Annotated in this window: 15 protein-coding genes and 1 pseudogene; 8 read left to right on the top strand and 8 right to left on the bottom strand. The window is 30.1% G+C overall.

Annotated features, from left to right (window positions below; all coding sequences use genetic code 11):
- The 3 genes and pseudogenes from Q0W26_RS04980 to Q0W26_RS04990 all read left to right on the top strand — a co-directional run.
- Positions 1–2,783, top strand: a pseudogene (locus Q0W26_RS04980) (hypothetical protein); the annotation flags it as partial.
- A gap of 4 nt (positions 2,784–2,787) precedes the next feature.
- Positions 2,788–3,642, top strand: a complete 855-nt coding sequence (locus Q0W26_RS04985; protein WP_298523065.1) for a hypothetical protein — start codon at positions 2,788–2,790, stop codon at positions 3,640–3,642.
- A 441-nt stretch (positions 3,643–4,083) separates the two neighbouring features.
- Entirely contained in the window at positions 4,084–4,650 is a 567-nt protein-coding gene (locus Q0W26_RS04990; protein ID WP_298523068.1) for a zinc ribbon domain-containing protein, read from the top strand.
- Between the two features lie 25 nt (positions 4,651–4,675).
- On the opposite strand, the gene Q0W26_RS04995 is transcribed toward Q0W26_RS04990, so the two are convergent.
- Positions 4,676–5,635, bottom strand: coding sequence for an IS5 family transposase (locus Q0W26_RS04995; RefSeq protein WP_298523070.1), 960 nt, complete (start codon positions 5,633–5,635; stop codon positions 4,676–4,678).
- Positions 5,636–5,808: 173 nt separating this feature from the next.
- On the opposite strand from Q0W26_RS04995, the gene Q0W26_RS11930 reads away from it, so the two are divergent.
- On the top strand, positions 5,809–6,003 hold the full coding sequence (locus Q0W26_RS11930; protein WP_342765336.1) for a transposase: 195 nt from the start codon (positions 5,809–5,811) through the stop codon (positions 6,001–6,003).
- Between the two features lie 40 nt (positions 6,004–6,043).
- Here Q0W26_RS11930 and Q0W26_RS05000 read toward each other — a convergent pair whose 3' ends face one another.
- From Q0W26_RS05000 to Q0W26_RS05015, 4 genes are all read right to left on the bottom strand, one after another.
- Positions 6,044–6,904 (bottom strand): hypothetical protein, encoded by an 861-nt coding sequence (locus Q0W26_RS05000; RefSeq protein ID WP_298523072.1) that lies wholly within the window; start codon positions 6,902–6,904, stop codon positions 6,044–6,046.
- A gap of 1 nt (position 6,905) precedes the next feature.
- Complete coding sequence (locus Q0W26_RS05005) at positions 6,906–10,295, bottom strand: Ig-like domain repeat protein (protein ID WP_298523074.1); 3,390 nt, start codon at positions 10,293–10,295, stop codon at positions 6,906–6,908.
- Between the two features lie 255 nt (positions 10,296–10,550).
- Complete coding sequence (locus Q0W26_RS05010) at positions 10,551–11,798, bottom strand: IS1182 family transposase (protein WP_342765337.1); 1,248 nt, start codon at positions 11,796–11,798, stop codon at positions 10,551–10,553.
- Positions 11,780–12,103, bottom strand: a complete 324-nt coding sequence (locus Q0W26_RS05015; protein ID WP_298523076.1) for a transposase — start codon at positions 12,101–12,103, stop codon at positions 11,780–11,782. Before Q0W26_RS05015 ends, Q0W26_RS05010 begins: the two co-directional genes overlap by 19 nt.
- Positions 12,104–12,337: 234 nt before the next feature.
- Here Q0W26_RS05015 and Q0W26_RS05020 point away from each other — a divergent pair, with 234 nt between their 5' ends.
- Positions 12,338–12,721: a hypothetical protein gene (locus tag Q0W26_RS05020; protein ID WP_298523078.1), complete on the top strand. Its 384-nt coding sequence runs from the start codon at positions 12,338–12,340 to the stop codon at positions 12,719–12,721.
- The gene (locus tag Q0W26_RS05025; protein WP_298523081.1) at positions 12,703–13,005 is read left to right on the top strand and encodes a hypothetical protein; all 303 of its coding nucleotides are present in this window, start codon (positions 12,703–12,705) and stop codon (positions 13,003–13,005) included. Before Q0W26_RS05020 ends, Q0W26_RS05025 begins: the two co-directional genes overlap by 19 nt.
- 39 nt (positions 13,006–13,044) lie before the next feature.
- Here the strand turns inward: Q0W26_RS05025 and Q0W26_RS05030 are convergent, their stop codons facing one another.
- Together Q0W26_RS05030 and Q0W26_RS05035 are read right to left on the bottom strand one after the other, a co-directional pair.
- Complete coding sequence (locus tag Q0W26_RS05030; RefSeq protein ID WP_298523084.1) at positions 13,045–13,293, bottom strand: hypothetical protein; 249 nt, start codon at positions 13,291–13,293, stop codon at positions 13,045–13,047.
- A 135-nt stretch (positions 13,294–13,428) separates the two neighbouring features.
- Entirely contained in the window at positions 13,429–13,626 is a 198-nt protein-coding gene (locus Q0W26_RS05035; protein ID WP_100815195.1) for a hypothetical protein, read from the bottom strand.
- Positions 13,627–14,150: 524 nt separating this feature from the next.
- On the opposite strand from Q0W26_RS05035, the gene Q0W26_RS05040 reads away from it, so the two are divergent.
- Both Q0W26_RS05040 and Q0W26_RS05045 read left to right on the top strand, forming a co-directional pair.
- A complete protein-coding gene (locus Q0W26_RS05040; RefSeq protein WP_298523086.1) occupies positions 14,151–14,723 on the top strand; it encodes a hypothetical protein in 573 nt (190 codons plus the stop codon).
- 18 nt (positions 14,724–14,741) lie between these two features.
- Positions 14,742–16,964, top strand: a complete 2,223-nt coding sequence (locus tag Q0W26_RS05045) for a P-loop NTPase fold protein (RefSeq protein WP_298523089.1) — start codon at positions 14,742–14,744, stop codon at positions 16,962–16,964.
- Between the two features lie 156 nt (positions 16,965–17,120).
- Here the strand turns inward: Q0W26_RS05045 and Q0W26_RS05050 are convergent, their stop codons facing one another.
- Positions 17,121–17,888, bottom strand: coding sequence for a hypothetical protein (locus tag Q0W26_RS05050; RefSeq protein WP_298523091.1), 768 nt, complete (start codon positions 17,886–17,888; stop codon positions 17,121–17,123).
- Between the last annotated feature and the right edge of the window lie 303 nt (positions 17,889–18,191).

The raw sequence follows: 18,191 nt of genomic DNA on the forward strand, positions 1-18,191 counted from the left end.
ATTACTACACAAATGAAAGAATAACCAATAAAATTGAAGTCATACCGCAGATTGTTGAAAATAGTGACTTGACAAAATACTTCAGAAGCGACAAGGATTTCATTGTCCGAATAATAGACAATAACGGATATCCCGTAGGAGCAGGAAAAACCGTATCATTTACAGTCAATGGCGCCACATATACCCGAACAACAGACCGTAACGGTTATGCTAAAATGCAAATAAACCTCTACCCAGGCCAATACACCATCACAACCCATTATAACGCCACCACAGTCACCAATAACATTCTTGTTTTATCAACTGTATTGACCAGCAATCTGGACATGAAAGCAAAAGATGGCAGTCAGTTTGAAGCATTAATACTTGATGGTGATGGTAATCCTTATCCTAATCAGCAGGTATCATTCACAATCAATAATGTGGTATACAATCGCACCACCAATAAATATGGCATAGCTGCATTAACCATTAACTTAAACAGTGGGTCTTATCTGATTAAAACAACATACAATACATATTACAGAAACAATTACATACACACAACATTAACCAGTAGTAAAATTAAGGTAAATACTGTCTTAACCATATTGGATTTGCAAAGAAATGTTAACCAAACAGGAACCATAAATGTCAAATTGACAGACAATAGTGCAAATGTATTGGTTAAAAAATCGATTCTATTTACAATTAATGGCATGAGATATACTCGTCTGACAAATACTCAGGGTAAAGTTAAACTGAACTATCGTCTGCCTGAAGGCCAACACAACTTCACAGTATCATTTTCAGGAGATCAAGACTACAAAACAAAAACTGTAAGTGATTACATCAACTCAGGCAAATTGAATTCAATTCTATATCTTGGAGGTTGCTGGACACTGAGTGGGGAAGAGTTGATTGAATTTTACTTGAAGGACACGCAAGGAAATGTGATATCAAATGAGGAGGTCACATTTAGCATCAACAATAATACTTACACTAATACTACAGATAATTTGGGTTGTGCAAAGCTTATAGTAAATTTAAGTCCTGGTGAATATAACGTTAATGTGAATTACAGTGGAAGTGAATATTATTATGGATCAATTAACTCTACAAATTTCAGTGTAAGTAATAGCAGTCTTTTTAGTTATAGTTTAATTATTCCAAATTATGTGGAAGTAACTAATGATTGGACTGTGTATCCTAGATTTGATTCAAGATATATTTCAACAACAGGTTTAAATGGGAAAATTAGGATTCCTGTTGCTAGAGAATTAAATATTTTAACACCTGATGATGAATATAATTATTATATGGGATTTGTAGCACCAGGAATTTACTCTATTGTTTATGATGATAGTTTAAATATTAATTCTTCAGATTTTACTCTTCATATTGAATCTAATATGGATTATGTGAATATCACGTATTATGGTAATTTGATGGGTGGTGTTAATAATTTTAATGCTATTTATCTTAATAATCCGTTTTTAGATCCTCATTCTGAGGAATTATTAATTTATGTGAATGGTATTGCTAAAGTAAGCATTGCATTTAGTGAACCTATATTTTATGATGAAACTGGTGTTAGGTGTGCATTTATAGAAGATGAACCAATAATTAACCATTTGGATTATCTAACTTGCAGATATGACAGTTATAGTAATTATGATACATTACGCTTTTGTTTGACTAATGAATCAGTAATTTATTCTGACGATTTGTTAAGTATAAACAATACTCCTACTTATGAGAAAATAACTACTGAATTTAATTATGGTGATGTGCATGTTTTAAAGGATGAATTTGTAGGTTTTGGTAAGTTATATAATGTTTTTATGGGAATTGATGTTGCACAATCGTATACTTTGAGTGATATTCTTATTAATAAAGATATTGTTGGGCATTATGTTAATCAAAGTTTTGGTCTTTTTGATTGGGAGTGTTCAATGTATTCTAATTTTTTAGTAGGTTTATCAACTTTTTGGGCTTATGATGATTTTACTTGCAATTCGGCTGATTTATTAAATCTTAGTGTTAATCGTGAAGGTACCTCATTATGTTTAGTTGGTGTTGAATTTGGAGGTCGCAGTTATGTTCACTGCCCAAATCCATTAATGGGTTTAAATATTAGTGGTGAAAATAATGAAAGTGTTTTGTTGTGTAGGGCTATGTCATCTTTATTATTAAGTGAGTTTGAATCTCAAGCATTGAATTCTGCTGGAATAAATACAATTTCTTCGCTGAATTATTTATTTTCAGAGATAATGGCTGGTGCAAACTTCACAATAAACATAACAGAAAACATATTAACATTAAAATTAACAAACGATAATGTTACATTGCTGTTGTTTGACTTAGAAAATGGAACAATATATGATATTTTTATTAATAATAGTTTCATATACAAGGGTGCAGTAAGTCAAAATAGTGAATATTGCTGTCCCTATAATTTTTTAACAACGATGGTCTGTGCACTTACAGGAGCAATACAAAATAACAATAATTTTACTAATAATCTAAGTCCAGTTCATTTAAGTAGTAAGAATCTTTCTATGGATCAAAAATTAGCTTTAGAAGGATTAGCATCATTTGGTACATCTTCCGCTACAATTTTACTTATGAATTCATTACCTTATTTGGAACTGGCTACGATTTGTACTGGAGTTATGGCTCCTCTTGCACTGGGTGTAACATTATTAGTGGGATCATATCTTCTATATTTATATTTGGATGATTATAATCCTAAAGCTGCACTTGGAGATACTTTACAAGGTATTGTTTTTTCAATGATGTGATAATATGAAAAATAATGGATCTATTTCAAAATATTTTTTATCTGACGGCTCTAAGTTATCCGTGCGTAATAGAATCCTTTTTGGATTGATTCTGATTACTCCATTAGGTCTTCTTTCAGGATATTTATACCATATTTCAGGTGTTTTTTATGTTTTAGAAGTGTATTTGGCATTTTTGGTATTTGTATTGCCTTTATTAATTCATTTTATTTTTATTGAGTGGTTTTATTCTAGATATGGGGGCCATTCTAATCTTAGGTTTGGATATACTTATCAGCATACTTGTGTATTTACTTTATTATATATTCCCGGCATTGTTGCTATTATCTTGTTATGGACAAGTCAAGTTTATAGATTGTTAGGGATTTTAATTTCGCTTTCGTTTGTTGTTCCTTTTTTTTCAAAGTTTAGAATAAATGTATTTAATGATTCCAGTTGTTATATTGGTGAAGAAGTTGTTTTAGGGTATCCCCCTTTTTATAATACTTTCTCATTGATAGTTGGTTTGTTTGGTTTTTACAACGTTTATAATCTTTTGAATGTAAATTTTAATAATGCAATATTGCTTTTTGCCATTACTGTTATTTTTCAGGTGATTTTTGTTATTCCGAACTGGATAAATAAAATTGTTCCTTTTGAAATTAGAAGAAAGGAAGGTTTCATTTTAAATATTATTTTGATAAGTGTTTGCTATCTTCTAATTTCATTATGGTTTATGGGTTCAAGGATGTTTTATCAAGTAAATATCGATTTGACGCCCGAAGGAATAATCAGAAAAATAATAACATATGGTATTGGAATAATATTTGTAATCCTGATAATCAGACTGGGAAGAAACATGGAAAAAAAAGAAAAATAAAAATCATGGCTAATTTTTTGTGGCTTAAGTTGATATTATCTGAGAGATTATATCAATATTAATTTAACACGTGAAAAAACAGTTACCTTAGCACAATTATGTCATAAAGGGGATGCTTTAAATGTTATGATGAAATTTTAAGAATAGATTCTTCAGCACCATTTATTGAGCAGGATAAAATTAATAGAATATATTTTAAGAAATTGATAATCTAAAATTAGGAATAATTCGTTTTTAAGTTATTTTATCAAAATTGACATTGGTTAATTAGAAATAAAATTTATATTGGAAAAATATAGATATTAATATGGAACTGAAAAATTTCTTTACAAATTCTTCAAATGAAACATACGAACAGAACATGGATTTATTGGAAGATTATGATTTAATCCATTGGGTTCTCCCAATAAGCTATTTTTAAAATTTCTTAAGTATAAAGGCTTGGAAATCAACACAGATGAGATAACTGTTGATTTTATTGAAGAATTTAAAGGTTCCCTTGATTCTTATAACATTAAAGCCGCCAAAATCAAAAAAGAAAAAGAGATTATTTTTAAGCAAAGAAAAGTTTGGATAAATATTCTTTCAAACGATGAGTGGATTGGCAGTGATTTGCTCTTAGATTCTGATGGAATAATAATTGACAATACCAAAGAGAAAATACGCTACAAAAACATGTTGGATATTGAAATAACTACTGGTGGATGGTCTAAAAATAAATTTAAAATTTCAACTGATGATTCAGATATTATTTTTGAGATTAATGAGGATAAGGCCGTTCCATTAAAAGAAATTATTGAAGACAATATTGACAATCAAAACCGTGATGAAATTGATGCTCTTCTGGAATTGTATGAACTGTTTGATGAAGGTAAAATTTCTGAAGAAGAACTGGAAGTTAGAAAGGCATTGATTTACAGTGATGATAGGTTTTGTACAAATTGTGGTGCAAAACTTGAATCAGATGCTGAATTTTGTTCAAATTGTGGCTTTCAAGTTTTTGATTAGATTAGCTTTGTAGAAATCCTCATTTTTATTGAATTTGAGTTAATCGATAGATGTTGTAGATTGTATTTTTGAGTTTTGTTTCTTTATTTGATAATTGTAGGCTTCTGCTTCGGTTTGTTCCGTTGAATATTCTTTTTATTACACTAAATATTGATTCAACGTTGTTTCTTCTTGAATAGATTTCCTGGTTGAATTGTTTTTTACTTTTTAGCCGATAATGTCCTGTTTTTGCTCTGGTTTTTAGTGGTATTTGATCTTTTGCTTTTGCTTCTTCGTTTATGCATTTTCTGATGGGTTCTGTATCGTATGCTCTGTCTGCTAGGATGTATTTTGGTTTATATTTCTTTATATTTCTTATTGCTGCTAATGCAAAGCGTGTGTCGAATCTTGGGCCTTTTTGGGTTGCATAATGAAGTATTAATCTGCTGTCTACATCGATTGAAATATGGTTTTTTACGTAGCTTTTTCTTTCTTTTCGTCTGATTATTGCGTAATATTTGTCTGCGTAGTCATTTGTGAAGCCGCTTCCATCTAAAGCAATTATTTCACCAGTTATTTGATGATTTTGCAATATTAATTTGTTTAATTCTTGTAATATTGATGTTGGTAGTCTTTGAAAGAATTTTTGGAGTGTTGTGTAGTGTGGAACCTTTTTTAAGTGCAAATATTTCTGTATTTTATCAGAAAGTTCTAATAAATCAGTTATTTGTCTGTATGTACTTCTTGTGTAGATTTTCACGGCTAAAAGTGTGAATAATGCAGGTTGTGTGAAATCATGCTTTGAAAAATGGCTTGAATACTTGTTTAACACAATTTTTGAGTAGTTAAATGTATATTTGATGAATTTTAACAGTTTGTTTGGTTTTATCTCTTTGTTTATTTCTTTAATTTTTTTGAGTGTTGGCTTTTCAAAACCAAAATCCGAAAGATTTAATTGCTTTGAAAACAAACTACTAATTGGAGAATAGGTATTTTCGTTGTTCATATTAATATTTATTCTCCGTTTTACTATATATACCTATATATTGCTTATTTTTTGCAATCGATGTGAAATTTCAAGTGTAAAATGAAAATACTAATATTAAGATTATTTTATTGAAAATTAAAGTAAAAATAGAATAGAAAAAATGTTTTTGAAAAATTTTTTGTAAAAATCAGATAGGATTTCTACAAAGCCAAAAACAATTCAAACAAGAAATATATTCCAGAAGAAACAATGTAGAATCATTATTCAGCGTGATAAAAAGAATATTTAACGGAACAAATCGAAGCAGAAGCCTACAACTATCAAATAAAGAAACAAAACTCAAAAATACAATTTATAACATTTACAGATCAACTCAAATTCAATGAAACTGAGGATTTCTACAAAGCCATAAATTAATTTCAATAATCATTTTTCTTTTTTACCCATGTTTTTTCCCTGTCTTATTATCAGGATTAGGAGTATTATTCCGATTCCATAGGTTATTATTTTTCTGATTATTCCTTCAGGAGTTAAGTTTATGTGTATTGGAGGAAACATCGTATTTCCTATTATGCAATACAAAATCAAAAGGTAAACTGCTCCTGTAAGCACATTGTATAGAATGAATCCTTCCTTTTTTCTAATTTCGAAAGGAACGATTTTATTGGCCCAATTAGGAATGACAAAAATTATTTGAAATAGGACAGTAATGACAAACAGTAATATTGCACAATCATAATTAACATTTAAAAGAGCATATGTATTATAAAAGCCCAACAACCCAGCCAGTATTGAAAATGTATGGCATGTTGGCTGATAACCCAAAACAATCTCATCATCAAGATAACAGCTAGAGTCGTTGAAAACGTCAGTCCTAAAAAATGCTGAAATGAAAGGAATGGCAAAGGAAAATGAAAGCAATGACCCTAATAGTAACTTATTGAGCACACTTGTTATGAATAAAATCATTCCCATGAATGTAAGATAAGCATATGAAACAGAATGGATTCCACGTTGGTAAGTGTAACCAAATCTGATTTCTGAAAACCGACCATACTTTTCATTTAACTTATCCGCAAAAACAAATGAAATAATCAAAGGAGATATGCAAATAAGTAGGATTATCATAATTTTTAATGCAAATGGATCATTGGTGAAAGCATAGGCTGCAAATGAGAATACAATATATGGAACACAAATTAAACTATAAACTAAAACTCTTTGTTTCCGGGATAAATCAGAACCATCCGTGAAAAAACCTTTTGAAAGAAACTCAGTAATTTTCATTTTAACTCACACAAGTCATAAAAAAATCAAATGAAGTAGACACAAGCGCCTTTCCTCCATTTTCACCATTCTCATAATAATTCAATAATAACGAAACACCAAATAAAAGACATCCTGCACCAATAAATATGCCTAACACTGGGAAAAAAGGAATAATTCCTATATAAGGCAATGAAATCATTATAAATGCTGCAGAGAGTGTTGCGGCTGCAGATGCTCCTATTTGTAAAAGAATTTTTTTATCAGTGTCTGAAAGTCCATTGTTAGCATAACTTTTTGGATTTGTAGTATCACTATTATTTTTATATAGTGTACCACTAAGGGCATTAGTGATACTAGTTAAGAAGTCGTTTGGGCAGCAGTATTCGCTGTTTTGGCTTGTTGCTCCTTTGTATGTGAAGTTGTTGTTAATGAATAGGCTGTATACTGTTCCGTTTTCCATATCCAGTAACCATAATGTTGTGTTGTCGTTTGCTAGTTTTATCGTTAATGTATTGTTCGTTATGTTTACTGTGTAGTTTTGTCCATTTATAATTTCTGTAAATAGATAATCCATCGATGAAATGCTTTCTATGCCTGTTAGATATAACACTTGTGATTCTATTTCAGATAGTAACAGTGAAGTGAATGCTTTGCATAGTTTGATGTTTGTGTTGTTTTCTCCGGTTATGTTTATTCCCATTAGCGGGTCTGGTGCATGGACGTAGCTTTTTCCTCCGAATTCGACTCCTGCCATACATAATGCTGTGTTTTCACGGTTAGCTGTGAGATTTAAAAGATCAGTTAATCCCAGTGTGAATTCATCATATTTCCATATAGTTGACAATCCTATCAGGAAGTTGGAGTATAACGAGTTTATCGAAGGATCGAAATAGTATATGCCGTTTGGATTTAAGTAGTAATCCAGTATGCTGTCGGTTACGATTACATCGCTTAGAGTATAGGATTGCACGACTTCTATTCCGGCAAATGTATTAAGGAGATTGCCGAAACTCACAAATTCATTTTTGTCAATTGAAATATCGTTATATCTGAAATTGGTGGCTATTTTTTCATAAGAGGGATTATTTTCAATACTCAACAAATCTTCAGAATAAATGACTGTTTCATTTGTTTGGCTAAAGCGCAATGTGTTATAGTTGCTGTATGTATCATATCTACAGTCCAGTAAGTCTGTGTGGTATATTAGGGATTCGTTTTCAATGAATGCGCAGCGTATACCTGTTTCATCATGGAAAATGGGTTCGCTAAATGCAATACCTGATACTTTGCCGTTATCCATAATCAGTACTTCTTCATAACCCCGTCCAATTCCGAAAAACGGTTGTTGATAAACAATATTGAAGTTGTTCACTCCTTTTTTAAAATAGCCATAGTATGTGATATTGGTATAATTTGCATCAGATTTGATGTGTATGTTGAAATCTGTTGAGTTTACGTGTCGGCTTTCATTGTAGCTTATAAGATATTCCTCGCCATATGGGACTGCACCTACAAAATAAGTGTAGTTGTCTGTTGGTGTTATAATCATTATTTCACGTGCAATCGGCATTTTGACTTTGCCGTTTACTCCGGTTTGTGAGATATAATTTAAGTTGAATTCCCTTGGGTAGATTGTCCAGTCATTGGTCATGTTGATGTAGTTTGGGATGATTAGGCTGTAGCTGAAGATAGTGTTTTCGCTGACTGTGAATGTGGTGGTGTTGCTTGAGGGATGGTAGTAAGGGCTTCCGTTGTAGTTTATGCTGGCTGTGTAGTTTCCAGGGTTTAAATCTATTATGAGTTTTGCATATCCATTGTTGTCTGTTGTATTTGTGTAGTTGGTGTTGTTTATTGTGAATGTCACTTCTTCATTGGTGATTATATTCCCTTTACTGTCTTTTAGATGGAATTCTATTAGTTCTTTTTCGCTTAGTGTCCAGGAACCGCTGAGGTGGAGGGTTGTGTTTAGTTTAGCCACGTTCACGTAGTCGGTAGTGCTTTTTGTTTTGTAGTCCTGGTCTCCTGAAAATGACACTGTAAAATTATGTCGGCCTTCCGCCAGGCGATAGTTCAGTTTAGCTTCACCTTGGGTACCTGTCAAACGATTATATTTCACACCATTTATAGTGAAGAGAATAGATTTTTTAGTTAATATGTTTGCGTTGTTGTCTGTTAATTTGACTTGTATTGTTCCTGTTTGGTTAACTTCCCTTTGCAGGTTTAATATTGTTATGACTGTGTTTTTTTTGGTTTTGCTGGTGGTTAGTGTTGTGTGGATGTAATTGTTTCTGTAGTATGTGTTGTAGGTTGTTTTGATTAGGTATGATCCGCTGTTTAAGTTGATTGTTAGTGCTGCTATTCCGTATTGGTTGGTGGTGCGGTTATAGACTACGTTATTTATTGTGAATGTTACGTGTTGGTTGGGATATGGCCTTCCATTGCCGTCGAGTATCAATGCTTCGAATTGGCTTCCGTCCTTTGCTTTCATGTCCAGATTGCTAGTTAAAATAGTTGAAAGCACGATGAGATTGTTTGTTACTGTGGTGGCGTTATAATGGGTTGTTATGGTGTATTGGCCGGGATAGAGGTTTATTTGCATTTTAGCATAACCACTACTGTCTGTTGTTCGGTTATATGTGGCACCATTGACAGTAAACGACACTGTTTTTCCTGCTCCTACGGGATATCCGGCATTGTCTATTATTCGGACAATGAAATCCTTGTCGCTTCTAAAGTATTTTGTCAAATCACTATTTTCCACAATCTGCGGTATGACTTCAATTTTATTGGTTATTCTTTCATTTGTGTAGTAATTTATTATGGTTACTGTGTAGTTTCCGGGAGTTAAGCCTATTGCTTGTTTTGCAAGACCGTAATTGTTTGTAGTTCTATTATATGTAGTGTTTTTTATTTGAAAACCTACGCGAGTATTATTCAATAATGTCCCATCATAATCTAAAAAATAGGCTTTAAAACTTGAATCACTTGTATAAACCTTAGTAAAATCATCACTTATTATCGTTGATTTGATGATAATATGATTGGTAGTGTTTGCAGGGTTATATAGTTCATTACCTAAGAATTTGGTTTTAATGATGTATTCTCCAACATCGAGATTAGGTATATTTAAAAAAGAAGCTGAACCGTTGCTGTTGGTTGTGTGGTTGTAGGTGTTATTGTTAATTTCAAAAATTAATGGGGCATTTGCTATGGGATTTCCCAAATCATCTTTTAGCGACACATCATAGGTATAATTGCCGTTTTTATAAAAAGTACAATTGTCCGAAACAATAACCGAATCCGATTTATCTTCAAGAGATATCTCTTCCGGACAATCATCCACTTTCAATACGTCTTCATTTAAAATATTGGCACTATCCAAATCACTTGACGAAATAGAATTTGTCATGTTTTCATCAGCACAAACAAAAGCAATACTACTAAAAATAAAAAAAACTAATAAAAAAATTAAACCAAACTTAAAAAACCTAATCATAACCACCTCTACAAAACATTCCACTTAAACTTATCTTTAAAAAACATACTATTAAATACTTTCCCATAAACACATATTCCTAGAAACTTAAGAATTTTTTTCTATTTTTGAGGACGACTCAAAATTAATTATTTTTTAAAAAATTTTTAGTTTAAATTTTTATTATTTTCAGGTATTTTGTTTGTTTTCATGGTGTATGAGTTCGTTTTGTATTGTTTCGTTGTATATTCTTTTTAAATTGTGTGATATTGCTAGTAATTTTGCTTCTGTTTGTGTTCTTTTTAGTCCAGTGGTGTTGAATTCTGTTACTTTTAGATTTTGTTTTATATTTCCAAATGGCCATTCTGCTGTTTTTGATCGTTTTTTATAAATCTCTTGTGCCCAGGGTGTTTCCATTTTTCTGAGCATTTTTATTTTATTTGGATTTCCATAATCAGTTATTACTCTTGTATGCCTATTTCCACAGCATTCTTGGTGTTTAGGGCATGTTTTGCAGTTGTTTGTCCAGTATGCGATTCGTGTGTTATTTTTGTAGCTTTTTTGGTTTTCTAGTATTTGGCCCATTGGGCAGATGTATGTGTTTTTTTCATGATTGAAGGTGAATTTGTCTTTTCCGAAGGGTTTGTCTTTTTTGTTGATTTTTTTGAGTTTTCTGGAGAGTTTTCTGGTGGATATGTATCCATCCAGGTGGTTTTCTGCGAGATAGTCTATGTTTTCGTTTGTTGAGTAGCCGTTGTCAGCTGAAATTTGTGTATTTGGTGCTAAATCACAAAATGTTTCTTTTATTTGTTCTATTTGTGGTATTAGTTCGAATACGTCTGTTGGATTTTGTGTTAGTGATGATGATAGGATTATTCCTTTGTAGTCGTCTACTCCTATTTGTAAATTGTAATCGAATTCCCATTTGCTTTTTTTGTTTAGCATCCATCGTGATTCTGGGTCGTTAATGCTGATTACATCGTTTGTTGTCTTTTTTAGTTCTGAATCGATTTTTTCGACTTTATGCAAAACTTTTTTGGCAGATTTTTTATCTTTCTTTGCTTGGTCCAGAAGTTTTTTACTGCTTCTTCGTAGTTTGAATTCGTTTCTATCTCCTTTTGTGGTTTCAGTTACTTTTTTGTAGATTTCTTCAAAGGATTTTTTGTCAATTAATTCTTTTGGTACGGAATTTCCGGATTCATCTCCAAGAATTTCATCTTCTTCTTCATCGAGTTCAATACTCTTTTTTAAGATGTCTTTGAGTAAATCTATTTGTTCTTGGTTTGTTAAATTATTTATGGATGCTTTGGCTTTGATTTTTGTTCCATCGATTGCTATGTGTTTGAGTTTTACTAAATCTAGTTCTTTTGCCATTAATACTGTTGTTTTAAATGCGTCATCGATTAGTTCTGCGTGATCTACTTTGAATCTGTTGATTGTTCTGAAATCTGGTTTTCCATGCCTGCCAAGTACATGTAACTAACGTCTGTAGCTGCTTTTGCAGCTACTTCTCTTCCAGATAATCCTCCATCAAAAGCACCCATTAAAACAAGTCTTAATAACATTTTACGAGAATAAGCAGGCTTGCCTGCTTTGTAACAATAATTTGCATCGACTTTTGAAAAATCCATTTGATCAACAACATTTTGAATAAAATAACACGGATAATCCTTTGGAATCAAATCTTTCAAATCCAAAGGAACCAATAATTGCTGACCAATTTTATCCTCTCTCAAAACCATAAAAAACACAACCAAAAAGTTAATTAACTCTAATAATAGATTGTACTTCCTACTATATAAAATTAAAGGATAATAAAATAAGAAAAAAATTAAACACAAAAATTATGAGTCAGCCTCTGTTTTCACCATCAATATTTTAAGATGATATTCGTCATCGCTCATGCCGAAATCTCGGCTGGGAAATAAAAAGGGTTATCCGATGAAATCCATAAATAGTATTAGGTATGTGATAACATGATGATGGATTCGAAAACATACATAAGGGAATTCGAGGATGCTGACCTCAAGAAGGTCCTGCAGGAAAGGGACAGGATAATCGAGTTCATGCACAACTTTGAAAAAAGCAAATTGCCGAAAAAGTACTATGAACGAGACCCCAGTCCCGAAGAGGTTTATGCATATAATCTGGATTATTTAAAGGAAATATGCGACCTCATAAAGGTCAAGATGGCCGAAAAGGAAGAAGAGCCAGAGGTCGTTGACGCATCCCCTTATGCTGCCATTGAGAAAATCGTCTCAAAGTTCGACGATGCAAAGCAGAAGGAGTTCCTTGAGGAGCTTAAGCAAAAGGATGCCGAAACATATTATAAGTTCATGGAATGGAAGGTGAAAGGTTAGGTGGTGATGAGATGCCGATATGTCCATGCTGCGGTGAAATAATGGTGGGCGGTGACCCTTACTGTCCGAATTGCGGAACCGTATTCGTCTTTCATGGTGAAAGTGACGATTACAGCAAAAGGAAATCCCCTTTTGTTAGTTTCAATCCTGCTTTGAATTCCTTAAATGTTGTGAGTGAAACTTCACGGTCATATTTTGTTTTTAGGAGTTCTATGATTTCTTTGTTGCTCATTGCCTTCCTGCAGCAGTTTATTATTTCCTATTCGTGTTGTTCTAAAAAATAATGGGTATCTGAATTTACTCGACTCATAGTGATGGTTCTCCTATAAATCCCTTAATTCTCTTTCAAGTTCCTGTTTTCTCTCTTCAATTAACTTGTATTCCCTTTGTTTCATAATCCTTTCATAATCGGGATTGTTGAGTATTAGTGTTATGGTTTCCTGTGCATCTCCGATAGCTATTAGCATAGCTCCAAGTTCATATGCATCCTTGTGTGTAAAACTAGATTCTTCTACTATTTTTTTGAGTGTAATTTCAACTCTTGCGCTGATGTTGGTTTTTTCCGGTAACATAATACATATATTTATTATGTATTATATATAAAATTTTATTATAAAAAAAATATAAAAGTAATAATAAATATTACTTTCACAAATGAAAAATAGTTTATTTTGAAGAGTTATATACGTGAGATATATTTTTTGAAGTTATTCTCCGTCATCCATTTCGTCAAGTTCCTTTTGAAGATCGTGGATTTGCATTTCCTTGTAGAATCTTTCGAACTTGCCCACTTCAATGAGATAAGCTGAAACTTCAAGAGCATCCCTATAGGTATAATTGGACTCTTTTATAATTTGCTTTTTGTCTTCATCCATGTAGGATGATGTATTATTTATATTGGCCATAGCTATTACAACCTGTATATAATAATTAATATAATATTTTATTATTACTTTTATATAAAATTATCATCATTTATGTTTCTAATTTGTAATTACATAGCCATCTTTTCATAGACTTAATCCTTATTTAATAATGAATGTAATTATTGGGAAAATATGATTATTAGAACAATCGGCAATACTTTTCTAAATGCGGTTATGAGCTGAGTTTTGACAAACCTGTGATGAAAATTTTAAACAGAAATGTTATGGATTTTCCATTTAATTTTTATAAGATAACACCAATTATAAATATTTAAATAAATTAAATTTAAATCATGAACTTAAAAAGAATTTTGGAATATCTGATTGTGTGGTTAATTCTTATTTTCTTTACAATCTTATTTTTCTATTCCACTAAGCCTACTTTAATATATAATGAGACAATGTTTACCAATTTTACAGGATTACTTTTTAAAGATCATAGTGCCCTTATTACATTAATAGGTATAATTACTGCTTTTTTGGGCACAATTTATACTATTGATATGAATTTTAAAGCTTCGAAATTATCTTCACTTCCTGAAGATTCTGTTAATTTATTAATAGAATTAGAATATCAATTTAATGAGTATAAAATAGCAGAACAGAAGGGTGAAGAAGATATTATTTATTTTTTCGTTGAAATATTAAAATGCTGGAAAGACAATCAAAAAGCATTCAAATTATTAACTCCTAAATTTTATAAACAGTTTCTAAATTTCTACTCCAAACCATCAAATACTAATAAAAAATCTTATCCCCAAAAAAATAGTGATTATATCATCAAAGCTATGAAAACTCAAATAATAGATATTGCATTGGTGGGGCGTAACCTTAAATTCTTTTTTATAAACCCTAAAATAATTGAAGATGATTACGATTATCAATTCATCGAAGATTCAAAAATATGTTTTAAAACTTGTGAAATTAACAAAAAGAACCTAAACAGATATATTGAAAATATTAAAGGAGAAAACACTAAAAAATTAACACAAACTAAATTTAATGAATTATGCAACGAATTAAGCAATCTATTAACAAATCTAAAAAATGAAATTGACCAATATGATACTTTTTAATATAACATAGTGATTGATATGGATAAAAAGGATGTGGCAATAAAACACAAAAGAGACGATTTATTAAATCGCAAAGAATTAGCTAGAAAAATTAGTGACTACATTTTATCTTACAAAGATATTGAACCTTTAACAATCGGAATAATTGGAAAATGGGGTTCTGGAAAATCTTCATTAATTAATTTAATATTATGCTATCTTGAATTTGAAATCAAAAATAAAACTTTAGATCATGATTATATTATCATACACTTCAATCCATGGTTTTTTTCAAATCAAGAAAATTTATACTTACAATTTTTTAAATTAATACTTGAAAAAATTACTACTCATGAATATGAAAAATATTCTCTTTTTGAAAGAGCAACAACACACAGAAGATCAATATTTAAAAAATTAAAGATAGCAACATTAGATGAATATGTAAATTTTTTACAATCAAATCAAACAGTTCCAGATAACATTATGACTTATGGGTTGAATTCGAATCAAATGGAGTCATATTATTCATTATTAGCCCATAAAAAATTCTGTGATGAATACTTTGAGGATTCAGAATATAAAATTATTGTAATCATTGATGACATGGACAGGTTAAATGATAAAGAAATAAAAAAAGTGATTACACTAGTTAAATCTTTAGCTGATTTTAAGAATTTCATTTATATTCTTTCATTTGACAAAGATATTGTTGCAAAATCTCTAGATCAGTTACAATCAGATAAAGGGGATAAATTTTTAGATAAAATAGTTCAGATTCCAATAAATGTTCCAGAAGTTAATCAATCTAGAATGGACATGATAATTTTCAATGAACTTTCAGAAATTTATAATTCTCGTTTAAATAATTTCATCAATAAAGATAAACATTTAATGGAAATTTTACCTTATTTAACAGTTTTTATTAAAGATTTAAGAGATTTGAAAAGATATAAAAATATGTTGAACTTTTATATAAATAATTTTGATGATGAACTAAATATTGATGATTTTTTTGTTCTTCTTGCATTGCAAGTTTTCGAATCAAAGATTTTTTCAGTTCTTCCGAAATATAAAGATATTCTAACAACACATAGACGAAAATTCATGATTGATAGTATAAAAAAGGAAACAACAGCAAACTTCAATAAGTATGTGAAAAATAATCTCATTAATGTTGATTTAGAGAGTATGAATAAAGTTTTAAATTATCTATTCCCAGAATTAAAAAGTTCTAATTTTAGTATTGATGAATTAACTCAAAATAATAGAATTGGTAGTTCTCATCATTTTTACAAATATTTTTCATTTTCACTTGAAAGTAATGATGTTAGTGTAACCTTATTAGATAAATTAATTAACTGCAATGATGAAAATGAGATTTCTAAAATGTTAACTAAAAGCAAAAACTATGATTATAACCATTTTTTACTGCGTCAATTATGTTTATCAAAGCATTGTATTCCATTTGGAAATATTGAAGCATTTATAAAAAGTTTAATTAAAAATGGTGAAATAATTTATCTTTATAGAGATGACTTTAAATATATTTATTACATTTTAGAGGATTTATTTACTAGAATTAACAATCATAATAAAACATTTGAAATATTGAGGAACTCTGATTTTGAAAATAGTTTTTTCACAATTTTAGAACTTGTATATTCAGTATTTTATAAATATAATAATGAATTTTCTAAATTAGAAAAAGATATGGAAATTAAATCTGAACAAAAAAATGATATAATAATTAGTTCAAAGCAAATGAATAAATTAAAAAATGATTTAGAAATTAGTACAAAGCAACTGGTCATATTAGAAAAAGATATAATAATTACTTTCAAACAGATGAGCGAATTAGAAAAAATAATGATTAATACTATTAATCAATTTTGTGAAAATGGAAATCTATTAAATCATCCTCGATTAAAGACCATTTTGTCTTATTGGAAAAACTTTGAATCAGAAGATGTGGTAAAAAAATACCTTGACGAAAATGTTAAAGAAGATATTGAAGTATTAACTTTTATTAGTAAATTCCATAAGAATAAATTATACTCTAGTTCATGGGGTGAGCTAATTAAAGTTGAATCTGAATTTGATTTTAAGGAATTAGAAGAATGGAAGGATTTAGAATCATTAATTAATCAAATTAAAGATATTTATAAAAATAAAGACTATTCTGATGATATTAAAGACTTTTGTAAGTTAATTATTAGAAAATATGATGAATATTGGGAATTTAATAAACATTTTTTATAGTTTAAAAGATTAATTCTATTTAACAATATTGAAAATGATATTGATTGTATTATAAAGACATTATCGGTTGAATAATATAATTATTCTATGTTTTACAAGCTAATTTCAAAAATTAAACCCTAAATAAATCTAAAAAAAGAAAGAAGGATAGTTATCTTAACTACTATACAAGTCTGTAAATATCCATGATGGATCATAAGCTATTAGATAGCCATCATCACACCAAATTGCTCTGACATTACCTGAAGTTGTATCTGCCACTGCAGCAGGATCTCTGTTAATCCAGTTACCTCCAGTATGATTTTTATGTCTCAATCTTAACCTAATGTGACCAGTCCCACTAACACGACATTTGACATGGACAAACTGAACGTCATAACCTAAAGATTTAGCTATTCTGTAATACACCTGCCCCCAGTCTACACAATTGGAACCTTTTCCCTGACTGGCATCATTGATTGTTTTCTTGTCTGTCTTTTGTGAATCAAAGTATTTGCTGTATAATTTCTTCTTTGCTATAATAGCTAAAGCCTCATCAATGGTGTTTCCTTTGTAGTTGAATGTCTTGATAAACAGCTTCATTGTTGAGTCATTGTAATCAGGAAGTTTTGACATTCTGTAAACGATTGCAGGAAGCCTTCCGTTTGCTCTGATGTAGCTTTCAGTTCTTATGGCCATGTCTACATGTTCGGCTTTGTCTATTTGAGTTCCATTTTTTAGTGTTACATAGTTTGGAAGGAAATCTAAAGAGATATTGTCTTTGATTAATGCCATTGTATACATTGCAACTAGTTTATCGCTTCCAAGTTTTTTGGCTTTATTTTCTATATATTTACAGTTTCCTTTTAATGTTAATATTTGGTAATAGTCACGTTTCTTATACTTCTTTTTGTTTTGGATAATCCAGTACGCTATGGAATTCATAGCTTGGCAAAAACTTGTCCAACTAATATTATCATTTTTATTATCTAACATATTATATTATTTATATAACATGGCTATTATATTTTTTGCAATTTTGTTAAGTGGGCAAGTTTCTAGAAAAAAGAGTAATAATTTTAGAGAGATTCAAGTATTTAAATAATTTTTCAACAAAATAAATAATATGCTTAAATAATAACCAAACACATTAAATTAATCACATTCTTCATCATTGATGTTTTTCTCTACTTTCTGTAGCACTCTTCACTTTGAATAGGACAAATAATTTATAAAATAATTTAAATT

The sequence above is a fragment of the uncultured Methanobrevibacter sp. genome (assembly GCF_947169325.1).
Classification (GTDB): Archaea; Methanobacteriota; Methanobacteria; order Methanobacteriales; family Methanobacteriaceae; genus Methanocatella.

Excerpts from the sequence above, each read along its gene's own strand:
- Q0W26_RS05050 (WP_298523091.1), bottom strand. The coding sequence starts at position 17,888 with ATGAATTCCATAGCGTACTGGATTATCCAAAACAAAAAGAAGTATAAG.
- Q0W26_RS05030 (WP_298523084.1), bottom strand. The coding sequence starts at position 13,293 with ATGTTACCGGAAAAAACCAACATCAGCGCAAGAGTTGAAATTACACTC.
- Q0W26_RS04995 (WP_298523070.1), bottom strand. The coding sequence starts at position 5,635 with ATGAACAACGAAAATACCTATTCTCCAATTAGTAGTTTGTTTTCAAAG.
- Q0W26_RS05005 (WP_298523074.1), bottom strand. The coding sequence starts at position 10,295 with ATGACAAATTCTATTTCGTCAAGTGATTTGGATAGTGCCAATATTTTA.
- Q0W26_RS05040 (WP_298523086.1), top strand. The coding sequence starts at position 14,151 with ATGAATTTTAAAGCTTCGAAATTATCTTCACTTCCTGAAGATTCTGTT.
- Q0W26_RS05020 (WP_298523078.1), top strand. The coding sequence starts at position 12,338 with ATGATGATGGATTCGAAAACATACATAAGGGAATTCGAGGATGCTGAC.
- Q0W26_RS05035 (WP_100815195.1), bottom strand. The coding sequence starts at position 13,626 with ATGGCCAATATAAATAATACATCATCCTACATGGATGAAGACAAAAAG.
- Q0W26_RS05025 (WP_298523081.1), top strand. The coding sequence starts at position 12,703 with ATGGAAGGTGAAAGGTTAGGTGGTGATGAGATGCCGATATGTCCATGC.
- Q0W26_RS05045 (WP_298523089.1), top strand. The coding sequence starts at position 14,742 with ATGGATAAAAAGGATGTGGCAATAAAACACAAAAGAGACGATTTATTA.
- Q0W26_RS05000 (WP_298523072.1), bottom strand. The coding sequence starts at position 6,904 with ATGAAAATTACTGAGTTTCTTTCAAAAGGTTTTTTCACGGATGGTTCT.
- Q0W26_RS05015 (WP_298523076.1), bottom strand. The coding sequence starts at position 12,103 with ATGGTTTTGAGAGAGGATAAAATTGGTCAGCAATTATTGGTTCCTTTG.
- Q0W26_RS04985 (WP_298523065.1), top strand. The coding sequence starts at position 2,788 with ATGAAAAATAATGGATCTATTTCAAAATATTTTTTATCTGACGGCTCT.